The organism is Synechococcus sp. 'PEA 65AY6A-5F PE A' (assembly GCF_047462575.1).
GTDB lineage: Bacteria > Cyanobacteriota > Cyanobacteriia > Thermostichales > Thermostichaceae > Thermostichus.
Genome location: NZ_JAOALE010000010.1, coordinates 62,222 through 82,122 on the forward strand (window position 1 = coordinate 62,222; position 19,901 = coordinate 82,122).

The following is a 19,901-nucleotide window of genomic DNA, read 5'->3' on the forward strand; positions in this document are numbered from 1 at the left end:
ACAATTTCCCAGATCAGTTGCCACTTGCGGTCAATTTGCGTTTCGCGGGAAATGACGACCCACTTCAAGTTGGCGTCTGCTAGATTGGCTCCCCGCAGGTTGGCCCCAATGAGATTGGCCCCCATCAAGTTGGCTCCGCTTAAGTCGGCTCCCCTCAAGTCTGCACCACTGAGGTCTGCCTGACTGAGGTTGGCTCCAACCAGGCTGGCGTGGCTTAGATTGACCTGGCCCAGTCTCGCTCGACTCAAGCTGGCCCCGCTTAAGTCCACCCCCCTTAGGTTTAGCCCGCTGAGGTTGGCCCTCCTCAGATCTGCCCAGCGAAAGTCCCGCTCGCCGGCTCTATATCGTTCTCGGATGTCTCCAACCGGACGCAGGGGAACTTGATAGGTTTTTGCTACTTGCACCAGTTGAGGTATGCCAGAGCTTAGTAAGGTCTTCCAAACTGCAAACTGCACCTGCCAATCCAGATGCTGCTGCGTTGTCTGTAGAAGAATCTTTCTGCTTTTTTCACCAAAGCTTCCAACAGTCCCGTTTCCCCCATAAGGATGGCCACTCCTAAGGACTAGCTGAACGGCTCCTGAACTGCCGGCAACTCCTTCAGCTTTAGTCTTTCCATATCCAGTTGTAGCCACAGCCCACTCCCTGTCGGCTAACTTCGTTTCTATTTTTACTGTGGCCCTGGATAAAGACAAGGTCAGACTTGGGGAGTTCTCACCGGGAAGGTATTCTTCGATATACTAATATTTCGATATGCTAATATGTTCAACTTCAACCTTTCAAACGTGCCAGCTTTGAGGATAGGAATTCAAACTTGGCAAAGGGATCCCTTGGGCCAGGCAGATAAGTATTGCAGTTTACAGAAAAAGAGCTTCAGTCCTTTTCTGCCAAGGGATCCCGGCAGCGCTCACAGACAGCCGGTAGATAAAGGGTGTCACGGCGGCCAAACCACTCGTAGCGGTGATCCCGGATCTGGGCATAGCTCCAGTCTCCCAAAAGCTTGAGGCCGGGAAGGTTGTGGTAGAGGGCCAGCCACAGGGATCCGCTGGGCAAGAGGGCGGCAATTTGTTCGACGGCGGCGGAGCCCTGCCAGCGGCGCTGCGGCTGCTCCAGGTCGATCAGGATCATCCCCAATTCCATCTGCTCTGGCGGGATCCCCCACTGGGCCAGGGTAGCTCCATCCTGCATGGGGGCGTAGCGAAACTGCTGGCCGCGATCCAGGCGCTCCAAGAGCTGGACTCCACTGGCGCAGAGGTTGCACAGGCCGTCGTAGATGACCAGGTAGGGCATGTTGGGATCCTCAGGCAGGGGGCTGGGCCAAAATCTGGGCTTGGTAGTCGGCCTCAGAGAGCAGTTGCTGCGGCTGCCGATCTAGGAACAATCGGCCCCTGAGGTGATCGTATTCGTGCTGGAAGATGCGCGCCGGAAAATCCCGCCAGACCACCCGCTGCCGGGATCCCTCAGGGGTGTGGTACTCCACCTCCACCTCGCGGGAACGGGCCACCAGGCCGCGGCAGTTGGGCACGCTCAAGCACCCTTCCCACCCCAGCACCTGCTCCTCGCTGCAAGCTAGGGGGCGGGGGTTAACCATGACCAGCGGCTCCATCTGGGGTGCATCAGGATAGCGAGGGTTGGGACGGGAGGCTACGATGATGACCTGGAGGGGGAATCCCACCTGAGGGGCCGCCAAGCCCACCCCTTGGGCCTCTTTCAAAGTGGCGAGCATCTCTTCAATTAGGTTTTGCAAAGCCGGCGTCCCAAACTCGGCGACCGGCTCAGCCACTTGAGTCAGGATGGGATCCCCTAGCTGGCGCAGGCGTAAAGTCATGGCGATTGCAGGCATTCAAATGCAAACTGCGGCGAACCCTCCTCTCCCCCCAGGCTCCTAGCGGTCTTTGCGGCTGGCTGCCGTTTCCAAAGCCAGCTTGAAGCGCTTCAGCCCCTCCGGGATGGGGATGGGGTAGTGGCCGGTAAAGCAAGCGGAGCAGAAGGAATTGGGATCCCGGCCCGTAGCGGCCAGCATGCCTTCCCAGCTCAAGTAGGCCAAAGAGTCTACCCCGATTTTCTCGGCAATTTCTGCCACCGAGTACTTGGCGGCAATAAGCTGATCTTGGCTGTCGGTGTCGATGCCGTAGAAGCAGGGATGGGTAACCGGAGGGCTGGAGATGCGCATGTGGACTTGGGTGGCCCCCGCCTGGCGCAGGGCCTTGACGATCTTTTGGCTGGTGGTGCCCCGCACAATCGAGTCGTCCACGATCACAATCCGCTGCCCCCGCAGCACGTCTTCCAGGGGGTTGAGCTTCATGCGAATGCCCCGCTCCCGCATCGACTGGGTAGGCTGAATGAAGGTGCGGCCCACATAGCGGTTTTTGATCAGCCCCTCCGTGTAGGGGATCCCTGCCTGGCGGGCATAGCCGATGGCTGCCGGCGTGCCGGAATCGGGCACCGCGATCACCCAGTCGGCCTCTGCCGGAGCTTCCCTGGCCAGTTGTTCTCCCAGCCGCACCCGGTAGGAGTAGAGGCTTTCCCCATGCATGCAACTATCGGGGCGGGCAAAGTAGATCATCTCGAAGATGCACAGTTTAGGGTTGGCCTCCGCCCAGCGCACCGATTGCAGCCCCTGCCGGTCAATCCACACCAGCTCCCCCGGCTCCACGTGGCGCAGGTAATCGGCTCCGATGATATCCAGAGCACAGGTCTCGGAGGCTAAGACATAGTGTAACCGTGGGGCTGCGGGGCCATGAGGGCTGCCCACCCTCTGGGGCTGCAGCAGCTCCTGCCTGGTGGGGTTGCTGCTCAAAAACCCCAACACCAGCGGGCGCACGCCGTAGGGATCCCGTGCCCCGATCAGCCCTTCTGGCGTGCCGATGACCAGGCTAAAGGCCCCGCGGCAGCGGCGCAGAGCCTGACAGGTGGCTTCCACCCAGCCTTGGCCCTGATTGACCGCCTGGGCAATGGCGTGGGCAATACACTCCGAGTCGGTGCTGCCGGTGAGGTGGCGGTCGGCAGCTTCCAGCTCTTGCCGCAGCTCTTCGGCGTTGACCAAATTGCCATTGTGGGCCAAAGCCAGCGGCCCTAGGCGGGTTTCCACAATGATCGGCTGAGCGTTGGCGGCGCGGCTGGAGCCGGTGGTGGAGTAGCGGGTGTGGCCCACCGCCAAGTCGCCGCTCAGTTGGCCCAGATTTACCGGGTCAAAAACTTGGGAAACCAACCCCATCGCCTTGTGCACTCGGCAAAGGGCCCCCTCAAAGGTGGCGATGCCCGCCGATTCCTGGCCTCGATGCTGCAGGGCAAACAGCCCAAAATAGGTCAGCTTGGCCACCTCCTCCCCGGGAGCCAGAATGCCAAACACCCCGCAGGCCTCTTTGGGCCCTTCCTGGCTGTTCCAGAATTCAGCAGGTCGCTCTTGCAGCCCTGCTTGCGCTGAAGATGGTTCTGCTCCCGCCTTCGCTGCCATGGATCCCCTCTTGCTGTGGCACTTACCAGTCTAACCTGAGCGCCCTTGAGATCTCACCGCCGAGGCGGATCCCATGCGGTAGATGTCACCCGTAGTGTTTACAAAAAATTGAGGCTCTATCTATAGTGTTAGGAGCACCCGCGAGACTCTGCTTTCGCAGTTGAGGGAGCAGGGCTGTGTGGGTTTTGAGTTGAACGCTGCCGAGACTCAGTTCTCCCAACAAAACCCCAAAGCTTGTGTTATGAGGAGCCAAAGCCCATGAAACAGCAGCCCCCTAGGTTCCGCCAGAGCTGGATGTTCTCCGCAATGAGAGCGAGTGTAGCCGCTTTTGTGTCGTTGTCACTGGTGGCCTGCCAAGAAGATGCCCGCGAACAGCCCTCGGTCACCATTACGCCTGTGCCAGTAACGGTTGTGGCACCGACGCCCACGCCTTTTCTCGTCCCCAGTCCGACGCCTACTCCCGTCCCGACGCCTCTGCTCACCCCGACCCCCACCCCACTCTTGAATCCGTTCCCCAGCCCTTCCCCCACCGCTTCCTTCTCGGCGGAGCCACCTTCGATTGCCGTGGTGGCACTGACGGACGCGCGACAGACGGTTCCCTTCAATGTCTTGGTGGCTGTAACAACTCCTGCGGGTTTGGGCAGCGGCATCAGCTTCCGGGTGGAAATCCGACAAAACCCTCTCACCCTCACGTTTGATTTCACTGCCGCTGCCGCCGGCTGTCAGGTCAACAGCAGAACCTGCATCGGCACCCTTCCCATCACCATTCCGGCCTCTGTCCCTCCTGGAGATTACGAGGTTACGGCCATGGTAGCAGACACTCAAGGCCGCATTGCCTCGGCCAAAGCCCCTTTGCGGGTACTGCCGCCGCCTTCACCCACCCCAACACCAACCCCGACCGGCACGCCCAATCCTTTTCCCTCTGTGTCGCCTTCGCCCAGCCCTTCGCCCACCCCAACGCCTAGGCCCACCTAACCAGCGGAGACAGTTCCTTGGCTGTCTGGGGAGCCGAGGTTGTTTTTGAAATGCTTGCCGGGCAGCAGGTGTTCAAGGTCTGCAAGTTGAGGAGGCTGCTGGGCTCCGGCACGGGGGTAAGCTAGGGTTTGCAAGAGGCGCCGCCGACGTTTCTCCCTCCAGGGATCCCGGAAAAGTTCGGCCAGATTCGGGAATTGGGGTGTTTTCTTGCCAGCCCCTGTAGCAGGCTCAGCCGGCTAGCATAGAGGCTAAACCTGGCTCTGACTGGATCCTGTTTTTATCCTGCTTTAGCCAAGGGGTTGTTAGCAGCAAGAAAATCTGCGACCGACTGTCAAACAACTGTGCTGCCGGGATCAGCGCCCGGAAAGCGCCTTTCAGCTCGGCGCAGCCAACAGCCCCGAACGGCTGCCAAGTTTTTAGTTCGGAGGATAACGATGCGCATTGCTCAGATTGCCCCGTTGCACGAGAGCGTGCCCCCCAAGCTCTACGGCGGCACGGAGCGGGTGGTCTCTTGGCTAACCGAAGAGCTGGTGCGGCGCGGGCACGAGGTGACTCTATTTGCCAGCGGCGACTCCCAAACCCAAGCCCGCCTGATCCCCTTTCGGGAGCGGGCTCTGCGCTTGGATCCCACGGCCATCGACACGGTGGCGCCCCACATCCTGATGGTGGAGAAGGCCTTTCAGATGGCCGACGAGTTCGACATCATCCACGGCCACATCGACTACTATCCCTACGCCCTGGCCCGCCGCCATCCTCAAGTCTCTTTTTTGGCCACCCTACACGGGCGACTGGACATCCCGGAGCTGCAGCCTCTCTACACTGAGTTTCAGGACATTCCGGTGGTCTCCATCTCCAATGCCCAGCGGCGGCCCCTGCCCCAGGCGCGCTGGGTGGGGACGGTCTACCATGGTTTGCCCCTGGATCTCCACCGTTTCTATCCAGAAAAGGGGGATTACCTGGCCTTTCTGGGTCGGGTTTCGCCGGAAAAAGGGCTGGACACGGCCATTGCAATTGCCGCGCGGGCAGGGATGCCGCTGAAAGCTGCTATCAAGATCGACGCGGTGGATCGCCAGTACTACGAGTTGGAAATTAAGCCTTTGGCCAGCCGCCACCCCAATGTGGAGATCGTGGGGGAAATCACCGAACAGGAGAAAAGCGAGTTCTTGGGCAAGGCCTATGCGGTGCTGTTTCCCATCCGCTGGCCGGAGCCTTTTGGGCTGGTGATGATTGAAGCCATGGCCTGCGGCACGCCGGTGATCGCCACCCGCTTTGGCTCGGTGCCTGAGGTGATGGCGGACAGCCGCTCCGGCTTTATTGTCGATTCGGTGGAAGAGGCCGTAGAGGCAATCGAAAAGGTGGGATCCCTTGACCGAGCCGGGGTGCGGCAGGTGTTTGAGGAGCGGTTTAGCGTCGAGAGGATGGTGTCGGAATATGAGGCCCTCTACCGGCAACTGGTGAACGAGCGGCAGGAGCGCTCGAAGAAAGCCACCCCTGGCCTGTCAACTCTGCCCAGTTAAAGCTTGAGCTAGCTGCGAGGCTGCTGTTTTGCTGCTTTGGTTGGGTGCGAAGACCGAGATGGCCGAAGACATTATTCAGATTCAGGATCAGTACTACATCCGCGCCAGCGCTTCGCTGGTGGAGGCGCGTCCCCACGTCCTCAAGCAGGACAACTGCTTTGCCATCTTTGACCGGCTGGGCAACATGCGCCCCCTCGGCATCCGGGATCACGGCCTGTTTCGGGATGATACCCGCTTTTTGTCGCGGCTGGTCTTGGATTTGCAGGGGAAGCAGTTTTTGTTGCTTAGCTCGGAGGTGCGAGAAGACAAGGATATTCTGGCGGTGGATCTGACCAACCCCGAGTTCACCACCTCGAAGGGGCAGTTTATCGGTCAAGATACCCTGCATGTTCTGCGGACTACTTTTTTGTGGAACAACGTGGCCTACGAGCGGATTCGCATCCACAACTACGGCTCGGAGCCGTTTCGGGTGCCGCTGACCCTGCGCTTTGAGGCCGATTTTGCCGATATGTTTGAGATTCGCGGCATCCGGCGCTCGCAGCGGGGACAAGTGCTGCCACCCCAGGTGAGCTCAGAAGGGGTAACTTTGCGCTACCGCGGCCTGGACGGGGTGGAGCGGCAAACCCGGATCTTGTTTTCTCCTGCGCCGGAGGTGGTCTCGGAAAAGCTGGCGCAGTGGTGGGTGCCGCTGGCGCCCCAGGAGGAGCGGGATTTGGAGGTGCGGGTAGTCTGCAGCTATGGCGGCGAGGAGATCCCGCTCTTGAGCTACCAGGAGGCCCTGCAGGCGGAGCGGGAGCATCGGGCGGCGCTAAGAGCTCTGGCCCACCGCATCGACACTGGCAACGCCCAGTTTAACGAGTGGCTCAACGCCTCGCGGGACGACCTGGTGATGATGCTGGCCCGCACCCCCTACGGGCTCTATCCCCACGCCGGGGTACCTTGGTTTGCCACGGTCTTTGGCCGCGACGCGCTGATCACCGCCTTGGCCACCCTCTGGTGGTTTCCCGATTTGGCACGGGGGGTGCTGCTGTACCTGGCGGCCCACCAGGCCCAGGAGGTGGATCCCAGCCGCGATGCCGAGCCGGGCAAGATCCTGCACGAGCAGCGCTACAGCGAGATGGCTAAGACCCGCGAGATCCCCTTTGGCAATTATTTCGGCAGCATCGACGCCACCCCTTTGTTTGTGGTGCTGGCGGGGCGCTATGTGCGCCGCAGCGGCGATCTCGAGCTGTTGCGGCAGTTGTGGCCGAATATCGAGGCAGCCCTGAGCTGGATGGACACCTACGGGGATCCCGACGGCGACGGCTTTTTGGAGTATGCCGGCAAGGCGCGGCGGGGCCTGCGCAACCAAGGCTGGAAAGATTCGGAAGACGCCATCTTCCATGCCGACGGATCCCTGGCGGAGCCGCCCATTGCCCTGTGCGAGGTGCAGGGCTACGCCTACGAGGCCAAGCGGTTGGCGGCGGAGATGGCGGAGCTGTTGGGGCGGCAGGCGCAGGCAGCCCAGCTGCGACAGCAAGCAGAAAAGCTGCAGCAGCGGTTTTGGGAGCAGTTTTGGTGCGAGGAGCTGGGGGGGTATGTCCTGGCTCTGGACGGGCGCAAGCAGCCCTGCCGCGTGCGCAGCTCCAACATGGGCCACTGCCTGTTTTCCGGGATCGCCCACCCGCAGCATGCCGAGCGCATTGCCCGCCAACTTGTGGAGCCGGCTTTTTTTAGCGGCTGGGGGATCCGCACGCTGGCGGAAGGGGAAGGGCGCTACAACCCCATGTCTTACCACAACGGCTCCATCTGGCCCCACGACAACGCCCTCATTGCAGCCGGGCTCTCCCGCTATGGCTACAAGGCGGAAGCGGCCCAGGTGTTGACGGCCTTGTTCGATGCCAGCCAGTTTCTGGAGCTGCGGCGGCTGCCGGAGCTGTTCTGTGGCTTTCGCCGGCGCCAGCGGGAGGGCCCCACCCTTTACCCCGTGGCCTGTCTGCCCCAGTCTTGGGCGGCAGCCAGCGTGTTCTTGCTGCTGCAGGCCTGCCTGGGGCTGGAGATCGACGGGCTGGCCCAGCGGGTGCACCTGACTCAGCCCACCCTGCCCCTATGGCTGCCTCATGTAACTCTTGAGAACATTCAGGTGGGGCGGGGATCCCTGGACATCGGCCTGTATCTCCAGGCAGGAGGGGTGGGGATCAACGTCCTTAGAAGCACGGGGGAGGTGGAGCTGACGGTGAGGTAGGCTACCGCTCCTGCAGCACGTCCTGGATGGAGAGCTGATCCAGGTTCCAGAGAGGGCCGAGGATGGGGCGGGGATCCACCCCTTGCAGGCGGTTGCGCAGGGCCGAGAGCACCAGGGGATTGAAGGTGCCGATCTGGGGCAGTTGTTCCTGGATGATCACTTGAAAGCGGTCGTAGAGGGCCTTGCGCTTTTCAAAGTCCAGCTCCCGCACCCCTGCGATAAAAATGCGGTCGATCTCCCGCTCCCAATCGCTCACCTCCACCCCTTCGGCGGGGTTGCCGGGCAGATCCCCCAGGTTAAACAGGTGCAGGCGGCCATCGCTGCGCCAGATGTTGGAGCCGTTGTTGGGCTCGGTGCCGCCGCCGCCAAAGCCCAGCAACAAGGTTTCCCAGTCGCGGCTGTCGGTGCGCTGCACCACCGTGTTGAAGGCGATGGGGGTGAAGTCCACGGTGATGCCGATCCGCGCCAGGTCGGCCTTGATCAAGGCGCCGGTGGCCTCCCGCTGGTTGTTGCCGGCGTTGGTGATCAGGCTGAAGCGGACGCGGTTGCCGTCGGGATCCCGCAGGTGGCCTTCGGCGTCGTAGGTATAGCCGGCAGCCAAGAGCAGTTGCCGCGCCTTCTCGGGATCGTAGTCGTAGGTGGGCAGGCCCTCTGCTGGGCTGAGGTAGAAGGGGCTGGCGGGGGAGAAGACCGAGTGCTGGATCTCGCCCAACCCCTGCAGGACGCTCTCGACGTAAAACTGGCGGTTTAGGGCGTGGGCCACCGCCCGGCGGAAGTTCAAATCGTTGAACCAGCGGCTTTTGACGGGATCCACAAAGGGCCGTCCGGTTTGGGGGTTGCGGGCCCGGCTGAGGTTGAAGGCAAAGAAATTGTTGTTGAGGGTGGGGCCGAGATTGTAAATCGTGAACTGATCCCGCTTTTCTTCCCGCTTCAGGAGCTGAAAGTCTCTGCCCCGCACCGAAAACACGTCGGTCTCGCCGGAGCGAAACTGCAACAGGGCCGTATCTTCCGAGTCCACGATGCGCAGGATGACCCGCTCGATGCGCGGGATCCCTTCCCCTTTCCAGTAGTAGGGGTTGGGGCGGTACACCAGCCGCTGGCCGGGGGTATATTCCTGCAAGACGTAGGGGCCGGCCCCCACCAATTCCTGCACCGGCGTGTCAACCCCCCAGGTCTGCAAAAAGAGGGGGTTGCCCTGGCCGTCCACCTGCTCCACGGTGGGCTCCAGAATGTGCTTGGGCAAGAGAGGGGATCCGGCCTGCAACAGGAAGGGGGCGAAGGGCTCCGGCAGGACAAACTCAACCCGCCGCTCGTCCAAGGCCCGCACCTGGGGCAGCGCCCCCGCCTCGCCGATGCGCAACACATCCCGCGCCGAGGTCGGGATCCGCTCGTCGAAGATGATGCGGTTGAAGGTAAAGTCCACATCTGCCGCCGTCAGGGGCTCCCCGTCCGACCAGCGCAGCCCCTCCCGCAAAGTAAAGACATAGCGCAAGCCGTCCTCAGACACTTCCCAGCCTTCCGCCAGCTCCGGCTTGGGCAGGAGGGTATCTTCATCGAGGGTGACCAGGCCCGCCTCTAGGTAGGCGATGGCGTCGCGGCTGGAGCTCTCGGTGGCCAGATAGGTGTTGAAGGTTTTGGGATCCGAGGTAACGGTGGCAATGAGATGGGGCGGGCGGGCGGGAGCAGCACAGGCGCCAAGCCAGAGGAGGAGGATCCCTAGGAATAGGGGAACAAAAAGGCTTCTCTTGAGCTGCTCTGTTGAGGTGGTGTTTTGGCCTGCCATTTCCTTGGCTGAGTATCCGAGCAAGTTTGAAAGGGCCCGCCAGCGCCCCTCACCCCCAGCCCCTCTCCCAATCGAGGCAGCAGGGGGTTGCACGGCAATTGGGGCAAACTTTTGAAGCGGTTGCTTGCCAGTTTGGCAGCTTGGGCAGCGCGATGACCAGGTGCTTCCCAGAAAGCGGCGGCTCAGCGTTCCAGCAACAGGACGACGGCAAAGGCGGCCATGGCTTCTCCCTGGCCGACGGGGCCCAGTTTTTCGTTGGTGGTGGCCTTCACGCCTACTTGTTTGGGCGATAGTTGCATGGCCTCGGCCAGGCGGGCCTGTATGGCGGGGATGTGGGGCTTGAGCTTAGGCTGCTCCGCTACCACGACGCTATCGACATTGGCAATGCGCCAGCCCTCTTGGCCTACCAGTTGCACCACCTGCTGCAAGAGGAGAATGCTGTCTGCCCCCTTCCAGCGCTCGTCTTCGGGGGGAAAGTAGTAGCCGATGTCCCGCAGGGCGGCGGCCCCCAGGAGAGCGTCCATGATGGCGTGGGTGAGCACGTCGGCGTCGCTGTGGCCCAACAGCCCTTTTTCGTAAGGGATCCGGATCCCACCTAGGATCAGGGGGCGCCCCTCGACGAGGCGGTGGATGTCATAGCCCTGGCCAATGCGCACTGTTCCGGCTCCCTTGGGAAAACCATCGAGACCTCTGCCACTTCCTCCCAAGAGCTTGGCTCACGGGGAGAGGACAAGCGGCTTTTGAGAACGACCTCTCTCTATTCTGCCGACTCGAGAGGGGAGTAGCAGATGGGACAAGAAGAGCCACTGTAGCAGTCGAAGCAGATGAGGTGGGATTTCCCGTAGGGATTGGTACAGCGCTTGGCCCACTGATAATCGCTGTAGCTGAGCTCTTTCCCGCAGACATCGCACCTGGGCATCTTTTTTCTCCGAGACTTCTCCCCCTTGCTTAAGGATACAGCGCTAGAGGGATCCCGTCTTCCAGCGGTGCCCAGCCCGGCTGCCAGAGATCCCGGTTCTTGAGGGTGGCGGCGTTGACCCAGAGGCGCACCTGGGGATCGCAGACGGCCCTCAGCTCGGCAAACACCAGCCCCCCTTCTCCCTCTTGGCGGGCGGCGACCTGAAAATGTCGCCAACCCATCACCGGCTGAACGGAAGTCCACTTGGAGCCGAGGAGGTGGGGAAAACGCTGTTTTTGGCGGGGTTTGCTGCGAGCCACGGGACGGACGGGTGCTGGCAATTGTTTTGAGATCGGCCAAGCTTTTTTGACGGTTACAAGAACCCTGGGGAGCAGGCAAAACGAGCAGAAGCCGTCCGCTTTGGATTCTCCTGCGATCGGTATGATCGAAGGGATACCTTTAGCCTATCCAACCATGGGGCAACACTGGCAACGGCTTCAGTTCTTTTCTCGTCAGATATTTTTAAAGGGAGGCCTTCTGTTTCTGATCCTGGCTGGCCTGATCTTGGCAACAGGACTGCCCCTGGTCGCGTCCAGCGCTTGGGCGGCCACCCAGCCGGCACTATCCGGCAAACTGACGGGGCCGGAGTGGCGCCAGGCGGATCCTGAGGCCAAGCAGGCCTTTTGTCGCAAAGCCTTTCAGGCCTTTCGGGCCTCTCCTGCCCAGAGCTACATCATCAGCTCCAACGTGCAGGCTTTGACCCCAGAAGGTTTGTGTCAGCGGCTGGATCAGTTCTATCAGTACGCCATCCACGACGAGATCCCGCTCAACCAGGCAGCCAACATTGCCCCCCTGCTTTTTTCAGATCAGCCCCTGGAGCAGCCCTGATCCGATAGGGATCCGGAAAACCGCCGGCAAACGGATCCCGGCGCCTGAGGGAACCGCTTGAAACAGGCGCGCTCTTCTGGGCCCCGTTCCTGGGGCAGGCCTTGCTGCTAGGGTCGATAATAGAACTGTTCTCTTGCGGATCTCAAGCTTTCTATGGCCGGCTCCGTCATTTCTCCTGAAAACCTGCTGGATCTCTGCGAACAGGGTGTGCAAAAGGCTTTGGCTGCCGGAGCTGACCAAGCAGAGGTGTTCGCCAACTCAGGCCGCGAGACGGAAGTCACCTTTGAGAAAAATGACCTCAACCTGGCCCGCAGCAGCAGCGAGACCCTGTTCGGCATCCGGGTTTTCTGCGGCGGCAGGCTGGGCTTTGCCACCTCCAACCGCCCTGAGGATCTGGCGGAGACGGCTGCTGAGGCGGTGGCCATGGCCAAGGCTTCGCCGGCGGATCCCCTCAACGGCCTGCCAGATCCCCAGCCCCTGCCCCAGGTGCCTTTTGCCCTCGACCCGGGCCTGCTGGAACTGGATGCCGCCGAGCTGACGCAACTGGGATCCCAACTGGTGGAGTGGGTGCGCTCCCAAGACCCGCGCATCACCATCGACAGCGGCTCGTTCAGCGTAGAAGAGGATACCGTGGCCATTGCTTCTTCCACCGGCATCCGCGCCAACTACCACAGCGTCGAGGCGGGCGGATCCCTGTTCGGCATGGCCATCGATGGGGACGAGGTGGGCAGCTTTGCCTACGACGGCGACAGCGTCCAGAAGCGGGCGGATCTGGTGCCGGCGCTGGAGCGGGCTTTTGAACGCTTTGTCCAGAAATGTGTGGGGGCCTTGGGAGCTACCGAGGGAGAGAGCTTCCGCGGCCCCATCGTCCTGCCGCCGGATGTGGTGGAAGAGTTTCTGGGGGATCTCCTCTTTGTGCTGGGGGCGGACGCGGTGCGCAAAGGCAAAAGCCCGCTGGCGCAGAAGATGGGATCCCTGATCGCCAGCCCCCTGTTGACGTTGGTTTCCGAGGGGCTGGGCTTGCCTGGCTACCCCATCGAGCCCTTCGACCGCGAGGGGATCCCCCGCCAAATTACCCCCCTGATCCATGAAGGGATCCTCTGCAACTTCATGTACAACAGCTACGAAGGCCGGGCTGCCGGGATCCCGTCCAACGGCCATGCCACAGGGGGGGCGGGCAGCTTGCCGGGCGTGGGGCCGGCCTGTTTGAGCGTGGCCCCGGGGACAACCCCTTTGTCTGAGCTGTATGCGATGGAGCGGGGCATTATCGTCACCCGGCTTTCCGGCAGCAGCAACCCCATCACTGGCGATTTTTCCGGGGTGGTGAAGGGGGGCTTTTTGGTTAAAGGCGGCGAAAAACGCCCCATCCTGGAGACCACCATTGCCGGCAACCTCTACGATTGTTTGCGCAATATCTCCGCCATCTCACAAGAGGTAACCGTTTTCAACGGCACCACCGCTTTTCCCGCCCTGCGCATCGAAGATGTATCGGTAACGGCGGGCTAACGTAAAGTCGGTTGGGCATTCTGAAAGGGCAGGCTGGCAAGCCTGTGAGCAGGCAAAGGCAAGCTGAGGGATCATGATGTGGCCAACGGAAGGTCGGCAACGCGCCATCATCGAGGCGGTGACGCCGGAAATCGACGGCGGGCGCTACGCCATCAAGCGGACGGTGGGGGAGTATGTGGTGGTGGAGGCGGACATCTTCGCCGATGGCCACGACCAACTCTCGGCGGTGCTCAGTTTCCGCCAGGCCGGGGCAACCGACTGGGAGGAGATCTTCATGGAGCCCCTTGGCAACGACCGCTGGCGGGCCCAGTTCCAGGTCACGCAAATCGGCCAAGCTTTCTACCGGATTCTGGCCTGGGTGGATCCCTTCAAAACCTGGCAGCAGGATCTGCACAAGCGGGTGGCTGCCGAGCAGGATGTGGCGGTGGAGCTGTTGATCGGGGCGGAGCTCGTGGAGCGGGCCGCCCAGGCTCAAAGCGGGGATCTGGCGGCGAAGTTGCGCAACTACGCCCAAATGCTCCGCCAAGGCGGGGATCCAGCTATCGAGATCGCCCTTTCCCCGACGCTGGGATCCCTGATGCAGCTCTACGGCGAGCGCCGCTTCGTCACCGCCTACCCGGAGCGACGGGTCTGGGTGGATCCGGAGAAGGCCCGCTTCAGCACCTGGTACGAGCTGTTTCCCCGCTCCTGTGGCCCTGACGAGCACACCCACGGCACCTTCCAGGATGTGATCGCCCGCCTGCCGCAGATTGCCGAGATGGGCTTTGATGTGCTTTACCTGCCCCCCATCCACCCCATCGGGCGCACCTTCCGCAAGGGCAAAAACAACGCCATGACGGCGGAGCCGGATGACGTGGGCTCCCCCTGGGCCATCGGCGGGCCAGAAGGCGGGCACAAGGCCATCCATCCCCAACTGGGATCCCTGGAGGATTTTCATCGCTTGGTGGCGGAGGCCAAAAAATTCAACATCGACATCGCCCTCGATATCGCCTTCCAGTGTTCGCCAGATCACCCCTATGTGAAAGAGCACCCGGAATGGTTTAAAAAGCGGCCCGACGGCACCATTCAATATGCGGAAAACCCGCCCAAGAAGTACCAAGATATCTACCCTCTCGACTTTGAGACGGAAAACTGGCAGGCCCTCTGGGAGGAGTTAAAAAGCGTTATCGAATACTGGATCGACCAAGGGGTAACCATCTTTCGGGTGGATAATCCCCACACCAAAGCCTTTGGCTTCTGGGAGTGGTGCATCGGCGAGATCAAGGCCAAGCACCCGGAGACAATCTTTTTATCCGAAGCCTTTACGCGCCCCAAGCTGATGAAATCCTTGGCCAAGCTGGGCTTCACCCAATCCTATACCTACTTCACCTGGCGCAACGACAAATGGGGCCTGACCGAGTACTTCACCGAGCTCACCCAAACCCCGATGCGGGAGTACTACCGCCCCAACCTCTGGCCCAACACGCCGGATATTCTGAACGAGTTTTTGCAAAAGGGGGGACGCCCGGCTTTTATGCTGCGCCTCATCCTGGCGGCTACGCTGGGGGCCAGCTACGGCATCTACGGCCCCGCTTTTGAACTCTGTGAAAACCGCCCGCTCCGCCCCGGCAGCGAAGAGTATCTGGACTCAGAAAAATACCAAATCCGCCACTGGGATCTGGACGCGCCGGATAACTTGCGGCCTCTGATCGCGCAGGTGAACCAGATCCGGCGGCAAAACCCGGCTTTGCAAAGCGACTGGAGCCTGGTGTTTCACCCCACCGACAACGAGGCCCTGATCTGCTACTCCAAGCGCACCTTTGATGGCAGCAACCGGATTTTGGTGGCGGTGAATCTGGATCCGTTTCACATTCAATCTGGCTGGGTCACCCTCAACCTGGGGGCTTTGGGTTTGGAACACTGGCAAACTTTCAAGATGATCGACCTCTTGGACGGCCAGCAGTACTCCTGGCAGGGATCCACCAACTACATCAAGCTGGATCCCTGGACGATGCCGGCCCATATTTTTCTCGTCGAAAGCTGAAGCCCGATACCAGCAGTGCAGTGATCTCATCCACGAAAGCCGCGGAGTTGTCTCGATGGGCCAAGAGATTGCCTCCCTCAGCTTTGGCGCAGAGGACTTTGCCGAGTTCAAAGCTCGGCTGCAGCAGGAGACGGATCTGCTGGACCGCTGGCTGGCCGGCCTGCCGGGGCTGGATCCCATTTGCCGGCCTTTTGCCCAGGGATCCCCGGTGGGCGGGTTTGAGCTGGAAGCTTGGCTGGTCACCCCCCAGGGAGATCCGGCCCCGATCAACTCAGCTTACCTGGAGGCCGTCAACGACCCGCTGGTGGTGCCGGAACTGGCCCGCTTCAACATCGAGCTCAACAGCCGGCCCCAGGTTTTGGTTGCATCCGCTCTGCAGCAGCTCCGCCAAGAGCTGGAACAGAGGTGGGATCGCTGTTGCCGAGTGGCCGAGCAACTGCAGGCAGGGCTGATGATCATCGGCATTTTACCCACGCTGCAGCAGCAGCAGCTAACCTTGGAGATGATCTCCCCCCGCAAACGCTATCTGGCCCTCAACGAGCAGATCCTGAACCTGCACCGGCGCGAGCAATCCTCGGGGATCCCTTCTCTGGGCCTGGCGATCGAAGGGCCTGCCACCCGGCTGCGGGTCACCCACCCCAATATCATGCTGGAGGCGGCCACCACCTCCTTTCAAATCCATCTGCAGGTGTCGCCCCACCGGGCAGCCCGCTACTTCAACGCTTCCCTGCTCGTGTCGGCCCCCTTGGTGGCGCTGGCGGCCAATTCTCCTTATCTGTTTGGTCACGACCTGTGGGCGGAAACCCGCATCCCTGTGTTCGAGCAAGCCTTGGATGGCCCACCCCCCCTCGCCCCCACCCACCACCCCCGCGTCACCTTCGGGCAAGGCTATGTCCAGGGATCGCTGATGGAGCTGTTTTGGGAAAACCTGCACCGCTACCCGGTGGTGTTGCCGCAAAGATTAGCCGCTGCCCCGACTGAGCTGGCCCATCTGCGTCTGCACAACGGCACCATCTGGCGCTGGAACCGCCCCCTCATCGGCTTGGATCCCGTTCCCCACCTGCGCATCGAACAGCGGGTGGCCGCAGCAGGCCCCACCCTGCCGGACATGATCGCCAATGCAGCCTTCTACTTTGGCCTGGTGCAAGCCCTGGGAGCCCGACCCCTTCCCCCGGAGCAGGAGCTGAGCTTTGCCCAGTGCCGCGCCAATTTCTACGCGGCCGCCCGCTTCGGCCTGGAGGCCCCCATCACCTGGCTCAACGGTTGGCAGGGATCCCTGCGCCAATTGCTGCTGCAAGAGCTGATCCCGCAAGCAGAGGCGGGCTTGGCGCAACTGGACTTGGCCCCCCAGGATATCCAGGAGTATCTGGGCATTCTCCGCGCCCGGGTAGAGTCGGGGCAGAATGGGGCCACCTGGCAGCGCCGCTACGTGGCTCGGCATGGTAAAGATATGCAACAATTGACCTGTGCCTACTGGGAACGGCAGCGGCAAGGCCGGCCGGTACACACCTGGGATCTCGGCTAGGGAAGCGCTCTCCCTGTATGGCAGGGGAGACAGATCACCGCCTGGGCATGCCTGTATCGGAAGGGATGCCTTCTCAAAGGGCAGGGCGACGACCCAAGCCCCAAGCACGGCAGCCAGTTGTTTATTTCCAGCTAGGGATGAGACAGTTCGCTACCCCAATCTCCATCTCCCCTCTCCCGCTGGGAGAGGGGCTGGGGGTGAGGGCTCTGAATTAGAGAGAGGGCTCGATTTCCCGGATCCCCTCTGCCCTTGAGCAGCCAAAAGGTTTGCGTTGAGGTGCTTGCCCAACCCTTATGCTCACCGTTCTCGACCACCTGCCGGATCAACTCCTGGATCTAGAGGCCCATCAGCTGGAGGATCGCTTGGGCGGGCCGACCCTTATCCATCTGGCGGGACGGCGGGATCCCCCCCTGTTTGTATCCGTCCTGCTGCACGGCAACGAGGTCACCGGCTGGCAGGCGGTGCAACAGCTTCTGCGCCGCTACACCCGGCGGGAACTGCCCCGTTCTCTGTCTCTCTTCATCGGCAATGTACGGGCTGCTCGCTATGGGCAGCGGCGCCTGGACGGCCAGCCAGACTACAACCGCATTTGGGTCCCCGGCTCCACCCCCGAGCATGCCATGGCCGAGGCGGTTTTGCGGCAGATGCGGCAACGCGGCGTCTTTGCCAGCGTTGACATCCACAACAACACGGGCACCAACCCCCATTACGCCTGTGTCAATTACCTAGATCCTTCCACCTTGCACCTGGCCACCTTGTTTGGTCGCACTGTCCTCTACTTCAGGCGGCCAGAAGGCGTGCAGAGCATGGCCTTTGGGCGCTTCTGCCCGGCGGTAACCCTGGAATGTGGCAAGCCGGATCAGCCCCACGGCACCCAACATGCCTGCGAATTTCTGGAAGCCTGCCTGCACCTGTCGGCGCTGCCGCAACGCCCCGTCCTCAGCCAGGATATCGACCTGTTCCACAGCGTCGCCATCGTCAAGATCCCAGACGAGGTAAGCTTCGGCTTTGGGGAAGAGGCGGGCGACCCGCACCTGCGCTTTCCCCCCGATTTGGATCTCCTCAATTTTCGGGAGCTCCCTCCCCACACCCGCATCGGCTGGACGAACAACGGCTTCCACCTGGAGGTACAAGACGAGCAGGGCCAAGATGTGGCGGATCGCTTCTTCTATGCCCAAGATGGCGAAATTCGCACCCGCGTGCCCATCATGCCCGGCATGCTCACCCTCAACAGCCGCATCATCCGCCAAGATTGCCTCTGCTACTTGATGGAGCGCTACTCCCTGGCTGGCTAAACTTCCGCGCTACTCTCGGGCGCAGTCTACGTGGCGCCAGCGACGGACGTTCTCGCCTAGCTCGATTGGCCCATCCCCGCAAGAGGCAACAAGGCAAGCTCTTGTCCAGAAGCCGGGCTTGCTGCAGAATGGGCTAGGAACGGCGAAGCAGCCACTCTCCGGCTGTGTGAAGATCCTGAGTAAGCAGCAACTCTGAGAAATCATCCAGGGATCCTGTCCTGCTGGCGTGAGCGGAGGTTTTTGCCCCAGTCCGTCAGGGCTTAGCGGGAGAAGGTATACCTGGGTTTATTCTGGACATAGCCGTTCTTCCGGAGTTGTACCCCGCCCAAAGCGAAACCCAAACCCCAAAAAAGCTTCGCTCTTCGGGATCCCAGCAGTTGCTAACTCTGGAAGCTCTTGTTACTCCGTTGATGAGAGGGGGATGAAACTATGGATATGGATCTCCGTCCGCTGATCGTCCTGGCACCCATTGTTTTGGTGGTTGGCTGGGCCGCTTACAACATCATCAAGGCTGCCATCAAGGGGGAAGCCAAGCTCTTCGGCGAAAGGGGCAACAACCCCTTTGGCAAGAGCGGGAGTTGAAGGTGGGATCCGGTTGCAGCCGATAGGCCCTGTATGTCAGACGAAAATCTCCAGGGGGCAAGGCCAGGCCTGGGCAACGCAAAGTCGGCGGACGTCGTTGTCGTCGGGGCCGGGGTGGCTGGCCTAGCCTGCGCACGGCAACTGCGGCGGGCGGGGCTGGAGGTCTTGGTGCTGGAGAAATCGGTGGGTTTGGGTGGGCGCATGGCCACCCGGCGGGTTGAGCATGCCGGACAAACAGTGCCTGTAGATCACGGGGTTCAATACCTGACCGCCGATTCCGACAGCTTTTATCGCTGGCTGAAGGAGCTATTGGGCCTAGGGCTGCTGAGGGAATGGACGCGCTCGTTGCACCTGCTGGATCGAGAGGGGTTGCGCCCAGAGGACTCCAACGCCGAGAAACCCCGCTACATCTGCCCACAGGGCATGACGACGCTGGCCAAACAGCTAGCCACCTCCTTGTCCATCCACACCCAGACGCGTGTGGTCGGCCTCAGGCCGCTGGCAACCACCTGGCAATTACAGGCCGAAAACGGCCAGTGCTACGAGGCCGCGGCAGTGGTGATGGCAATCCCAGCTCCCCAGTTGTTGCCTTTGCTGCAAGAGGGGATCCCTCCTGCCGACAACCTGCTCTCTCTGCCGGGATCCGCCGCCTACCAGCCCTGCATTGCCGTTTTGGCCGGCTATTCGAAGAGCACGCCGCTGCCGCCTTGGAAGGGGATCAAGTGTTTGCAGGATCCGATGCTGGCCTGGCTGGCCCTGGACAGCAGCAAGCGCCTACAGCCCTTGCCGCCGCTGGTGGTCTTGCACGGGGGGGCGGAGTGGTCGTCGCGGTATCTGGATGCCGGCCCCGCCGAGTTGGAAAAAGCTGGTCGAGAACTGCTGGATCACGCCGCCAAACGGCTGGATCCCTGGCTGGCCTCGCCGCAATGGATGCAGGTGCATCGCTGGCGCTACGCTTTTCCTGTGGAAACGATAGGTTTGGCCAGCCTGGGCACCCACGTCCCTGCCGGTGCCGGCAAGGGGTTGCCGTTGGTCTGTGCCGGCGATTGGTGTGCCGGGGAGCGAGTAGAAGGCGCCTGGCTCTCCGGCCAGGATGCTGCTAAAACCTTGCTGGAAATGCTGGGGATCCCTGCGCACGCCCGCTAACGGCGCCATCAGAACCTCCGGGGTACTCCTGCCACAGCGCAGCTTGGCGGGCTGGAGGATAGGCGGTGAGACGAAGGGGTTCAAT

At 61.6% G+C, this 19,901-nt stretch carries 17 protein-coding genes; 10 read left to right on the forward strand and 7 right to left on the reverse strand.

From position 1 onward, the window contains the following. From GG26_RS05180 to purF, 4 genes are all read right to left on the reverse strand, one after another. A partial coding sequence (locus tag GG26_RS05180) for a pentapeptide repeat-containing protein (protein WP_414389211.1) occupies positions 1 to 404 on the reverse strand: 404 nt, incomplete at its 3' end. Positions 405 to 870: 466 nt separating this feature from the next. Continuing rightward, complete coding sequence (locus GG26_RS05185) at positions 871 to 1,287, reverse strand: thiol-disulfide oxidoreductase DCC family protein (protein ID WP_099812550.1); 417 nt, start codon at positions 1,285 to 1,287, stop codon at positions 871 to 873. A 10-nt stretch (positions 1,288 to 1,297) separates the two neighbouring features. Beyond that, a complete protein-coding gene (gene def, locus GG26_RS05190) occupies positions 1,298 to 1,825 on the reverse strand; it encodes a peptide deformylase (RefSeq protein ID WP_011429188.1) in 528 nt (175 codons plus the stop codon). A gap of 57 nt (positions 1,826 to 1,882) precedes the next feature. After that, positions 1,883 to 3,454: an amidophosphoribosyltransferase gene (purF, locus tag GG26_RS05195; RefSeq protein WP_414389216.1), complete on the reverse strand. Its 1,572-nt coding sequence runs from the start codon at positions 3,452 to 3,454 to the stop codon at positions 1,883 to 1,885. A gap of 330 nt (positions 3,455 to 3,784) precedes the next feature. Between purF and GG26_RS05200 the strand changes: the two genes are divergently transcribed. From GG26_RS05200 to GG26_RS05210, 3 genes are all read left to right on the forward strand, one after another. Next, positions 3,785 to 4,429, forward strand: a complete 645-nt coding sequence (locus tag GG26_RS05200; RefSeq protein ID WP_414389218.1) for a hypothetical protein — start codon at positions 3,785 to 3,787, stop codon at positions 4,427 to 4,429. Between the two features lie 434 nt (positions 4,430 to 4,863). Further along, entirely contained in the window at positions 4,864 to 5,946 is a 1,083-nt protein-coding gene (locus GG26_RS05205; RefSeq protein WP_414389220.1) for a glycosyltransferase family 4 protein, read from the forward strand. Between the two features lie 58 nt (positions 5,947 to 6,004). Then, a complete protein-coding gene (locus GG26_RS05210; protein WP_099813277.1) occupies positions 6,005 to 8,170 on the forward strand; it encodes an amylo-alpha-1,6-glucosidase in 2,166 nt (721 codons plus the stop codon). Position 8,171: 1 nt separating this feature from the next. Here the strand turns inward: GG26_RS05210 and GG26_RS05215 are convergent, their stop codons facing one another. The 3 genes from GG26_RS05215 to GG26_RS05225 all read right to left on the reverse strand — a co-directional run bounded on the left by GG26_RS05215 (position 8,172) and on the right by GG26_RS05225 (position 11,171). Next, a complete protein-coding gene (locus tag GG26_RS05215; protein ID WP_099813278.1) occupies positions 8,172 to 9,953 on the reverse strand; it encodes an ABC transporter substrate-binding protein in 1,782 nt (593 codons plus the stop codon). Between the two features lie 182 nt (positions 9,954 to 10,135). After that, entirely contained in the window at positions 10,136 to 10,609 is a 474-nt protein-coding gene (gene ispF / locus GG26_RS05220; RefSeq protein ID WP_011429179.1) for a 2-C-methyl-D-erythritol 2,4-cyclodiphosphate synthase, read from the reverse strand. A gap of 292 nt (positions 10,610 to 10,901) precedes the next feature. Continuing rightward, on the reverse strand, positions 10,902 to 11,171 hold the full coding sequence (locus tag GG26_RS05225) for a TIGR02450 family Trp-rich protein (RefSeq protein ID WP_011429178.1): 270 nt from the start codon (positions 11,169 to 11,171) through the stop codon (positions 10,902 to 10,904). A gap of 244 nt (positions 11,172 to 11,415) precedes the next feature. Between GG26_RS05225 and GG26_RS05230 the strand changes: the two genes are divergently transcribed. The 7 genes from GG26_RS05230 (at position 11,416) to GG26_RS05260 (ending at position 19,816) form a co-directional block, all read left to right on the forward strand. Continuing rightward, entirely contained in the window at positions 11,416 to 11,739 is a 324-nt protein-coding gene (locus GG26_RS05230; protein WP_143596990.1) for a hypothetical protein, read from the forward strand. Between the two features lie 153 nt (positions 11,740 to 11,892). After that, a complete protein-coding gene (locus tag GG26_RS05235; RefSeq protein ID WP_099812554.1) occupies positions 11,893 to 13,245 on the forward strand; it encodes a TldD/PmbA family protein in 1,353 nt (450 codons plus the stop codon). A 73-nt stretch (positions 13,246 to 13,318) separates the two neighbouring features. Then, positions 13,319 to 15,268 carry an alpha-1,4-glucan--maltose-1-phosphate maltosyltransferase gene (locus tag GG26_RS05240; protein WP_414389224.1) on the forward strand — a complete coding sequence of 650 codons (1,950 nt, stop codon included), beginning with the start codon at positions 13,319 to 13,321 and terminating at the stop codon, positions 15,266 to 15,268. Between the two features lie 55 nt (positions 15,269 to 15,323). Beyond that, positions 15,324 to 16,793 carry a glutamate-cysteine ligase family protein gene (locus GG26_RS05245; protein ID WP_414389226.1) on the forward strand — a complete coding sequence of 490 codons (1,470 nt, stop codon included), beginning with the start codon at positions 15,324 to 15,326 and terminating at the stop codon, positions 16,791 to 16,793. A gap of 293 nt (positions 16,794 to 17,086) precedes the next feature. Continuing rightward, entirely contained in the window at positions 17,087 to 18,088 is a 1,002-nt protein-coding gene (locus GG26_RS05250) for a M14 family metallopeptidase (RefSeq protein ID WP_011429173.1), read from the forward strand. A gap of 429 nt (positions 18,089 to 18,517) precedes the next feature. Beyond that, complete coding sequence (locus GG26_RS05255) at positions 18,518 to 18,670, forward strand: photosystem II protein Y (RefSeq protein ID WP_011429171.1); 153 nt, start codon at positions 18,518 to 18,520, stop codon at positions 18,668 to 18,670. 33 nt (positions 18,671 to 18,703) lie between these two features. Then, positions 18,704 to 19,816, forward strand: coding sequence for an NAD(P)/FAD-dependent oxidoreductase (locus GG26_RS05260; protein ID WP_011429170.1), 1,113 nt, complete (start codon positions 18,704 to 18,706; stop codon positions 19,814 to 19,816). The last annotated feature ends 85 nt before the right edge of the window (positions 19,817 to 19,901 follow it).